Genomic DNA, 7,279 nt, shown 5'->3' on the forward strand with positions numbered 1-7,279 from the left:
CAGGCGCCTTCCGGCGTGAACAGGCTTCAGCCGCGACATTCTGCCTGCATCGGCCGCCCCGAGGGCGTCCGGGCTTGCCCGGGGGTGCGCGCCACGGCCAGCGCTGATACGTGCCTGGCGCCGGCGGCGCGCAGCGCCGCGGCTGCCTCGTGCAGCGTGCTGCCGGTGGTCATGACGTCGTCGACCAGGCCCACGGCCATCCCGGCCAACGGGCGCCGGCACAGGTACAGGCCGTGCGCCGACGCCCTTCTGTCCTGGCGGCCCAGGCCGCTCTGCTTGGCCTGCTCGCGCGTGCGTTCCAGCAGGCCGTGCCGCACCGGCAGCCCGAGATCGCGGCCGAGCGCCTGCGCGATCTCGGCGGCGGGGTTGAAGCCGCGGCGGCGCAGCGAGGCTGCCGACGCCGGCACGGGGACCAGCACCGTCTCCAGATCCAGCGGCTGGGCGTGTTCCAGGACGGATTCGGCGAGCAGGTTGCCCAGCAGGCCGGCGCGGCCATAGCGCAGGCCGTTCTTGAGCTGCAGCACCAGGAGGTCGGCCGGCGGCGTGTAATCGAAGGCAATGATGGTGCGGTCGAAGGCGGGGACGCGGTCCGCGCAGTCGGGACAGCAGGCGTCGTGCTCCGGCAGAGGCAAGGCGCAGCGCGGGCAGCGCCACGGCAGTCCCGAACCGCCGGAGGCGCGCGCGGCGCCGCACAGGGCCGCTTCGCAGGGGTCGCAGAGGCCGCCGCCACGCGCCCGGCCGGCGCAGACCGGACAGTCCGAAGGAACGAGCGCGCGCAGGCGCGCGGCGCCGGCGTGCCAGCGGGCCAGGTGGCGGAACAGGGCGGCAGGATGGGGCTTGGCGGGCATCGGGGGGCTGACGATGGCATCATGGAGGCTGGTGCGGAACGGATAGGCCGCGCCCGCAGTGTAGAAAACCCCTGGCCGATTTGCGCATGACCCGATGACAGAAAACTCCCACCCCGAACGCTTGCCCTCGCTGCCGCTGGTGCGCGGCCACGTCGCCCGCCAGTTCGGCCGCCGGGGCGACCTGGAGGCGGCGCAGTTCCTGTACGGGGAAGTCGGCTCCCGCATGGCCGAGCGGCTGGGCTATATCCGCCTGGCGCCGGGCGCAATGCTGGATGCGGGCTGCGGCGCGGGCGCCGCGCTGCCGCTGCTGCAGGCGCGCTACCCGGCGGCATCGTATACGGGTCTGGACCTCAGCGCCGGCGTGCTGGAACATGCCCGCCGTCGCCATCTGCCGTCCATGGGCGGGCGGCTGCGGCATTCGGCCCTGAAGCTGGCCGGGCGCAGTCCCGCGGCGCTGCCGGCATTCGTCGAGGCCGACATGGCGCGCACCGGGCTGGCGCCCGAATCGCAAGACCTGGTCTGGTCCAACATGGCGCTGCACTGGCATCCGGAACCCCACGCGGTGCTGGCCGAATGGCGCCGCATCACGCGGGTGGGCGGCCTGGTCATGTTCAGCTGCCTGGGGCCGGGCACTTTCCGCCAATTGCGCGATGCCGTGGCGCGCGCCGGCCTGGAGACCGCCACGCCGCCGTTCGTGGACATGCACGACTTCGGCGACCTGCTGGTGGAGAACGGTTTCGCCGATCCGGTCATGGACCAGGAGGTGCTGACCTTCACCTACGAGAACCCGCTGCGCTTGCTGCGCGACGTGCGCGACCTGGGCGGCAACCCCGCCGTGGGCCGCCGCCGCGGCCTGGCGACGCCGGCCTGGCGGCGCCGGCTGGCCGAGGCGCTCGATGCCGGCCGCGACGACGACGGCCTGCTGCGCCTGAGCGTCGAGGTCGCCTATGGCCATGCGTGGCGCGCCGGCTCGTTCCAGGCCGCGCCCGGCGAGACCCGCGTCGCGGTTGCCGCCATAGGCCGGAAACGCAGCCGATGAGCCGTCCCTGGCCGCCCCGGTTGCTGGCCTGGCGAGGCTCCCCGTATAATCCGTCGGTTCTATGCGCCGGTACATAATTATTTTTCGGTGCGCATGGCCTAAGTTTTTGTGGCGGTGGAGACCCGCACAGACTGCGCAATCAGCAAGCCGCGCAGGGGGTTGACCGCCTGAATAACACTAAACGCTGTTCTTCGAGGTCGGACATGAAGAAGTGGTTGGGTGGGACGTTGGGGGCAATACTGGTCAACGCGATGGCCAGCGGTGCAGCACTGGCCGTAAACGACAGCGCGGGTGGCCCGAAGGTCAATCAGCTCAACCTGCATGCACCTGTCACCAGTATCGCGGCGGATATCGAGTGGCTGCACTGGATGATGCTGGGCATCTGTCTGATCATCTTCCTCGCCGTGTTCGCGGTGATGTTCTATTCCATCTGGGCCCACCGCAAGTCTCGCGGCGCCAAGCCCGCCACCTTCCACGAAAGCATCGGCGTCGAGATCGCCTGGACCGTCGTGCCCTTCCTGATCGTGATCGGCATGGCGCTGCCCGCCACCAAGACCGTGGTCGCGATGAAGGACACCTCCAATGCCGACCTGACCGTCAAGGCCACGGGCTACCAGTGGAAGTGGGGTTACGACTACCTGAACGGCGAAGGCGAGGGCATCGCCTTCCTGTCCAACCTGTCCACGCCGGCGGCCCAGATGAACGGCACCGAGCCCAAGGGCGACAACTACCTGATCGAGGTCGACAACCCGTTGGTGGTGCCGGTCAACAAGAAAGTCCGCGTAGTCACGACCGCGAACGACGTGATCCACGCCTGGATGGTGCCGGCCTTCGGCGTCAAGCAGGATGCGATTCCCGGCTTCGTGCGCGACACCTGGTTCCGCGCCGAGAAAGTCGGCGAGTTCCGCGGCCAATGCGCCGAGCTCTGCGGCAAGGACCACGCCTTCATGCCCATCGTGGTGAAGGTCGTGTCGCAGGAGGACTACAGCAAGTGGGTCGAGGAGCAGAAGGCCAAGCTGGCCGCCCTGGCCGACGATCCGAACAAGACCTGGACCGCTGACGAGCTCAAGACGCGCGGCGAGAAAGTGTTCGCCTCCAATTGCGTGGCCTGTCACCAGGCCAACGGCAAGGGCGTGCCGGGCACCTTCCCCGCGCTCGATGGCGATCCCACCGTGCTGGGCCCCAAGGCCGCGCAGATCGAGGTCGTCCTGAAAGGCCGTCCCGGCACCGCCATGGCCTCGTTCGCCCACTTGTCCGACACCGAGATCGGCGCCGTCATCACCTATACCCGCAATGCCTGGAGCAATGCCGGCAAGGGCGAAGACCCGGTCGTGCAACCTCTGGACGTGAAATCCGCCCGCTGAGTCCGGCCAGGCCGCCCCGCGGGGCGGCCGTGAAACCCCGGTGTTCCAGTTTCTATTGAATGTCGTCGTCTCGATAACGAAGACTGCAGTGCAAGGAGCCACCATGAGCAGCACCACGATCGACCACGCCCCCGGGCACGATCATGACGACCACGCGCACGACCACGGCCATCCGACGGGCTGGCGGCGCTGGCTGTTCGCCACCAACCACAAGGACATCGGCACGATGTACCTGATCTTCTCCTTCACCATGCTGTTGGAGGGGGGGCTGCTCGCACTGCTGCTGCGCACCGAGCTGTTCGAACCGGGCATCCAGTTCTTCCGTCCGGAGCTGTTCAACCAGTTCACCACCATGCACGGCCTGATCATGGTGTTCGGCGCCATCATGCCGGCCTTCGTGGGCTTTGCGAACTGGATGATCCCGCTGCAGATCGGCGCGTCCGACATGGCTTTCGCGCGCATGAACAACTTCAGCTTCTGGCTGCTGCCGGTGGCCGCGATCCTGCTGACCACCTCGTTCTTCGTGCCCGGCGGCGCCACCGCCGCGGGCTGGACGCTGTACGCGCCGCTGTCCGTGCAGATGGGCCCCGGCATGGATTTCGCGATCTTCGCGGTCCACATCATGGGCGCCTCGTCCATCATGGGCGCGATCAACATCATCGTGACCGTCCTGAACATGCGCGCGCCCGGCATGACGCTGATGAAGATGCCGCTGTTCTGCTGGACCTGGCTGATCACCGCCTACCTGCTGATCGCCGTGATGCCCGTGCTGGCCGGCGCCATCACCATGGTGCTGACCGACCGCCACTTCGGCACCTCGTTCTTCAACGCCGCCGGCGGCGGCGATCCGGTCATGTACCAGCACGTGTTCTGGTTCTTCGGCCACCCCGAGGTCTACATCATGATCCTGCCGGCCTTCGGGATCGTCTCGGCCATCGTGCCGACCTTCGCCCGCAAGCGCCTGTTCGGCTATGCCTCGATGGTGTATGCCACCGCCTCGATCGCGATCCTGTCGTTCATCGTCTGGGCGCACCATATGTTCACCACCGGCATGCCGGTGACCGGCCAGTTGTTCTTCATGTACGCGACCATGCTGATCGCGGTGCCCACGGGGGTGAAGATCTTCAACTGGGTCGCCACCATGTGGCGCGGCTCCATGACCTTCGAAACCCCGATGCTGTTCGCCATCGGCTTCATCTTCGTGTTCTCGATGGGCGGTTTCACCGGCCTGATCCTGGCCGTCGCGCCCATCGACATCCAGGTGCAGGACACCTATTACGTGGTGGCCCACTTCCATTACGTGCTGGTGGCCGGCTCGCTGTTCGCGCTGTTCGGCGGCACCTACTATTGGCTGCCCAAGTGGACCGGCGTGATGTACGACGAAAAGCTCGGCAAGATCCATTTCTGGTCGTCGCTGCTCTCTTTCAACCTGACCTTCTTCCCGATGCACTTCCTGGGCCTGGCGGGCATGCCGCGCCGCTATGCGGACTATGCCGCGCAGTTCACCGATTTCCACCAGATCGCCACCATCGGCGCATTCTGGTTCGGCCTGTCGCAGCTGCTGTTCCTGTACGTGGTGCTCAAGGCCTACAGCGGCAAGGGCGCGCCGGCGCCGTCCAACCCCTGGGGCGCCGAAGACGGCGGCCTGGAGTGGACGCTGCCGTCGCCGGCTCCGTACCATTCGTTCGAAACCCCGCCCGTGGTCCAATAATGCTCACGGCCGAGCAGCGCCGCCGCAACCGGCGCACGGGTTTCATCCTGCTGGCCCTGGTCGTCGCCTTTTTCGTGGCGGCGATCTGGAGGGCGTAGGAGACGGCATCGGCGGACTGGCAAAGCCAGATCCGCTGTGCCCAGGGTCTGGGACGCGGTGCCGTGCTGACGGGAAGCTATCTTGGATTGGGCATTCGCGACGTTTGAGGTATGTCTAGGGTATGAAGCAGTCGGTTAGGACGAACAATCGCCGGATGCTGGGCAAGCTGGCCTTGATCATCGTGCTGATGTTCGGGTTCGGCTATGCACTGGTGCCGCTGTACCAGGTCTTTTGCGAGATCACCGGTATCAACGTCCTCACCAAGGTCGATGAGGACGCCGTCCGCTTCGCGCGCAATACCCAGGTCGATACGAGCCGCACGGTCAAGATCGTGTTCGACAGCAACATCCAGGGGCCCTGGCGGTTTCGTCCGGTGCAGTCGTCCATGGAGGTCAATCCCGGCGAACTGGCGACCATCGTCTACGAGATCGCCAACCAGCAGGATCGCCAGATGGCCGGGCAGGCGATTCCGAGCTATGCGCCGCTGGTGGCCGGGCAGTATTTCAAGAAGCTGGAGTGTTTCTGCTTTTCGCAGCAGGACCTGAAGGCACGCGAGACACGCCAGTTTCCGGTCGTGTTCGTGGTGGATCCCAAGCTGCCCAAAGAGGTGCAGACCATCACTTTGTCGTATACGTTTTTCGAGGTGGGCGCGCGGGCAGCCGCGGCGCCGTCGCCGGGAGAGGGAGCGTGACAGCGGATCCTAAGCCTCCTGCCGGGCACAAGCTCAGTTTTTTCCAGACCTTGGGCGCCGTGCTGTGGTCGTTCACCGGCTTGCGCCGGGGGTCGGACTACCGGCGCGATACGACGGGCCTGAACCCCGTCTACGTCATCATTGCAGCTTTGCTGCTGACGGCGGTTTTCGTGGTGGGGCTGCTGTTGGTCGTGAGGTCGGTCGTCGGTTAGGCAAGGCCCTGTCCGCGAGGCGGGGAATACGAGAAAGAAAGAGTCCGGGCGGCCCATGGCGGGCCGGCATCGAAATAAAAAAGCGGGTTTTGTGGAATAGGCGAAGGAGAGTTGAGATGAGTGCAAGCCACTCGGTTCCGAACAAGGAGGCGCCGTACTATTTCGTCCCGGCACCGTCCATGCATCCGGCGACGGCCAGCCTGGCGCTGCTGTTCTTCGGCATAGGCATGGCGCTCTGGGTCAACGGCAACGCGGCCGGGATGTGGTGTACGGCGGCCGGCGTGCTCGGCCTGTTGTTCGTGCTGTACCGCTGGTTCGGCGACTCCATCGCCGAGTCCGAGGGCGGGCTCTACAGCAAGCGGGTGGATGTTTCCTACCGCTGGAGCATGGCCTGGTTCATCTTCTCCGAGGTGATGTTCTTTTCCGCCTTCTTCGGGGCATTGTTCTACGCCCGGGTCTATACCACTCCCTGGCTGTCCGACTTCGACCATCGCATGGTGCTGTGGCCGTCCTTCACGGGCACCTGGCCCAACCTCGGCCCGGCGGGCGTGGTGGAGCCCTTTGCGGCAATGGGGCCGTTCTGGATTCCTACCATCAACACCGCGCTGCTGCTGACATCGGGCATCACGCTCACGATTTCCCACCATGCGCTGCTGGCCAACAACCGTTCGCGCTGCGCGCTCTGGCTGGCCATCACCATCGCGCTGGGCGCGGTGTTCATGGTCTGCCAAGGCTATGAATACTTCCACGCCTACACGGAACTGAACCTCAAGCTCAGCTCGGGCGCCTTCGGCTCCACGTTCTACATGCTGACGGGCTTCCACGGCTTCCACGTCACCATGGGCGCGCTGATGCTGGCCGTCATGCTGCGGCGCCTGCTGCGGGGCGACTTCACCGCCACCCACCACTTCGGCTTCGAAGGCGCCGCCTGGTACTGGCACTTCGTGGACGTGGTCTGGCTGGGTCTGTACCTGTTCGTCTACTGGTTCTGATCGTCGGGCCCCAGCTTTTGGGGCCTCTGCGCGCTGATACACGCCCAGTAGGGCGAGCCCCCAGCCGCCACGCGGCAGCCCGCCGAGGGGAGCCTGGGCCCTCCTCGGGGCGGTCCGGCGCCGGGCCCAGGAGGCCGCGCTTGCCCTGCGACGTTTTGACCGTGTCGCAAGGCGGCCGTTGGGGGCACAATGTTCCTCATGCCCTCACGTCGGCAACTGCCGTCCCCGGACCCCGGGCGCTGCGGATCCGGCTCCGCCAGTCCGCAACCAAAGCCCCCTTGAGGGGGTCCGCGCGAGCGGGTAGGGGGTGGGCTCTTTAGGGG

The 7,279-nt window shown here is 66.5% G+C and carries 8 protein-coding genes; 7 read left to right on the top strand and 1 reads right to left on the bottom strand.

All coding sequences use genetic code 11. From position 1 onward, the window contains the following. Nucleotides 1-26: 26 nt before the first annotated feature. Nucleotides 27-848: a ComFC family protein gene (locus PIGHUM_RS13130; protein WP_124080058.1), complete on the bottom strand. Its 822-nt coding sequence runs from the start codon at nucleotides 846-848 to the stop codon at nucleotides 27-29. Nucleotides 849-942: 94 nt separating this feature from the next. On the opposite strand from PIGHUM_RS13130, the gene PIGHUM_RS13135 reads away from it, so the two are divergent. The 7 genes from PIGHUM_RS13135 to PIGHUM_RS13160 all read left to right on the top strand — a co-directional run bounded on the left by PIGHUM_RS13135 (nucleotide 943) and on the right by PIGHUM_RS13160 (nucleotide 6,956). Beyond that, a complete protein-coding gene (locus PIGHUM_RS13135; RefSeq protein WP_124080059.1) occupies nucleotides 943-1,887 on the top strand; it encodes a methyltransferase domain-containing protein in 945 nt (314 codons plus the stop codon). A gap of 203 nt (nucleotides 1,888-2,090) precedes the next feature. Beyond that, nucleotides 2,091-3,251, top strand: a complete 1,161-nt coding sequence (coxB, locus tag PIGHUM_RS13140; RefSeq protein ID WP_124080060.1) for a cytochrome c oxidase subunit II — start codon at nucleotides 2,091-2,093, stop codon at nucleotides 3,249-3,251. Nucleotides 3,252-3,354: 103 nt separating this feature from the next. Continuing rightward, nucleotides 3,355-4,962 carry a cytochrome c oxidase subunit I gene (gene ctaD / locus PIGHUM_RS13145; RefSeq protein WP_124080061.1) on the top strand — a complete coding sequence of 536 codons (1,608 nt, stop codon included), beginning with the start codon at nucleotides 3,355-3,357 and terminating at the stop codon, nucleotides 4,960-4,962. After that, a complete protein-coding gene (locus PIGHUM_RS24080; protein WP_222929254.1) occupies nucleotides 4,962-5,060 on the top strand; it encodes a cytochrome oxidase small assembly protein in 99 nt (32 codons plus the stop codon). Before ctaD ends, PIGHUM_RS24080 begins: the two co-directional genes overlap by 1 nt. A 122-nt stretch (nucleotides 5,061-5,182) precedes the next feature. Further along, entirely contained in the window at nucleotides 5,183-5,752 is a 570-nt protein-coding gene (locus PIGHUM_RS13150) for a cytochrome c oxidase assembly protein (RefSeq protein ID WP_124080062.1), read from the top strand. Continuing rightward, on the top strand, nucleotides 5,749-5,964 hold the full coding sequence (locus PIGHUM_RS13155; protein ID WP_124080063.1) for a DUF2970 domain-containing protein: 216 nt from the start codon (nucleotides 5,749-5,751) through the stop codon (nucleotides 5,962-5,964). Before PIGHUM_RS13150 ends, PIGHUM_RS13155 begins: the two co-directional genes overlap by 4 nt. A 116-nt stretch (nucleotides 5,965-6,080) precedes the next feature. Next, entirely contained in the window at nucleotides 6,081-6,956 is an 876-nt protein-coding gene (locus PIGHUM_RS13160; RefSeq protein WP_124080064.1) for a cytochrome c oxidase subunit 3, read from the top strand. Nucleotides 6,957-7,279: the final 323 nt, after the last annotated feature.

The organism is Pigmentiphaga humi, from assembly GCF_900606115.1.
Classification (GTDB): Bacteria; Pseudomonadota; Gammaproteobacteria; order Burkholderiales; family Burkholderiaceae_B; genus Pigmentiphaga; species Pigmentiphaga humi.